We start from the raw sequence: 2,231 nt of genomic DNA, 5'->3' as shown, positions 1-2,231 counted from the left end.
GGGATGTAACGGTTAACGCCCTTCCAACAGCAACCATTACCGGAACAACAGTAGTATGTGTAGGAAGCAGTGCCCCGTCTATTATATTTGCAGGAGCTAACGGAACAGCACCTTATACATTCACTTATACAATTAATGGCGGATCGAATCAGACGGTAATAACTAGTTCTGGTAACAGCGTGACTGTGACTCAGCCAACGACGACATCAGGTACATATAATTATGCGCTGGTGAGTGTAAAAGATGCAAGCAGTACGTCCTGCAGCCAGGCCCAAAGCGGAAATGCAACTATTACGGTGAATCCAGTCACGGCAATCACTGTCCAGCCGGCCGCCAGCACCACCTACTGTATCAATACAACGGCATCGGCGTTAAGTGTAACAGCCACAGGTACTGGTACATTGACTTACCAGTGGTATAGCAATTCAGCCAACAATACGACTAGCGGTACAGCGGTAAGCGGAGCAACATCTCCGACTTACACACCATCAACAACCACCGACGGTACAACTTATTATTATGTGATTGTCAGCAGCGCAAGCTGTGGATCAGCTACTTCAAGCACAGCAGCTGTCGTCGTCAACCCGAACGCTACAATAACATTAACATCTTCAGCTTCAACCAGCAACCAAACTGTTTTTGTAAATGGAGTAATTGTTAATATTACTTACGCGACAGCTAACGCAGCGACCGCCGTAGTTACAGGCCTTCCACCCGGTGTATCTTATAATTACAATGCCGGAGTATTGACAATTTCAGGAAACCCGACGAACACCGGAACATTTACCTATACTGCTTCTGCGACAGGCGGTTGTACGACACCTACGGCTACAGGAACAATTACGGTTAATCCACAAACGGATTTAAGCATTGTTAAAACAAGTAATGTATCTAATCCAAACGTTGGAAGTACGGTTGTGTTTACCCTTACCGCATCAAACGCCGGTCCTAGTGTTGCTACCAATGTAAAAGTAAACGACGCACTTCCTGCCGGATATTCTTTTGTCAATGCAAGTCCTTCAGCTGCTTATTCCAGTGGTGTATGGACAATCGGTTCGCTGGCCAATGGAGCCAACGCAACATTGACAATAACCGCGGTTGTAAATCCAACGGGATCGTATACAAATACTGCGACCATATCAGGAACTGAAAATGATCCTGTTTCATCGAATAATTCATCCTCCGTTACGCCAACTCCAGGTGCGACGATCGTCAGCATTGTCGCCGGAGGAGATGCAAGTGAACCATCTACTAATAGCAAGTTTACTATTAAGCTTTCAGCGCCGGTTTCAAACCCAACAACGGTTAATTACACCGTTTCGGGTACAGCAACAAACGGAACGGACTATCAATCGATTACTAATTCTGTAACAATTCCCGCAGGATTAATTAGTTATGACGTCGACGTTAAAGTAATAGACGATAATATTCTTGAGCCGACAGAAACTGTTGCAATAACGCTTGCAAGTGCCGGTAATGGTGTTGTAGTAAGTTCTACAAATCCATCTGCAAGTCTTAACATTTTAGACAACGACGCTGCAAGCGTAGCTATCAATAGTGTGACGGTCAACGAGAATGCGGGTCCGACTTTATTTACAGTTACTTTAACGGGAAATGTACAAAACAGCTTTACAATTAATTATAGCACAGCAGATGGTTCAGCTACATCAGGCTCAGATTACACAGCAACTTCAGGCGTAATAACCTTCCCGGCCGGATCAGTGAGCGGAGCAACGCAAACGATCAGTGTTTCTATCATCAATGATTTGTTATCTGAACCAACGGAATCATTCGCCGTAAACCTGGGCGGTGCAACTGGCGGCGTAACGATCAGTACAGCAAACGGAACAGGGACGATTAATGATGATGATGTAGTAGCTACGGTAACTGCCGGAACAAACGGTAATGAAACCGGTCCGGTAAATGGAACTTTTGCAGTCACCTTAAGTCATGCATCTTCTCAGGCAACAACCTTAACTTATACGCTGGGCGGCACGGCTACAGAAGGCAGCGATTACACTGCGATTGCAACCAAGACCGTAACCATTGCAGCTGGAGCTACAACGGCAACGATCACTATTCCTACTTTAAACGACACTATTGTAGAAGGTATGGAAACGGTGGTTGCAACGTTGACTGCGTCAAGCAATCCTTTGGTAAAATATAGCCCGGCATCTGCTTCTATTGATATTACTGACAACGATGTCTCCGTAGTGACAGTGGCAGCGACC

At 45.5% G+C, this 2,231-nt stretch carries 1 protein-coding gene; it reads left to right on the top strand.

Annotated elements, in window-relative coordinates; all coding sequences use genetic code 11:
* On the top strand, positions 1 to 2,231 hold a 2,231-nt coding region (locus GS399_RS20485), incomplete at both ends, for a Calx-beta domain-containing protein (RefSeq protein WP_160846527.1).

Origin of the sequence: Hufsiella arboris (assembly GCF_009834875.1) — a bacterium.
Lineage (GTDB): Bacteria > Bacteroidota > Bacteroidia > Sphingobacteriales > Sphingobacteriaceae > Hufsiella_A > Hufsiella_A arboris.
The sequence above is the reverse complement of the archived record's forward strand: the minus strand, read 5'-3'. Positions and strand labels throughout refer to the sequence as shown.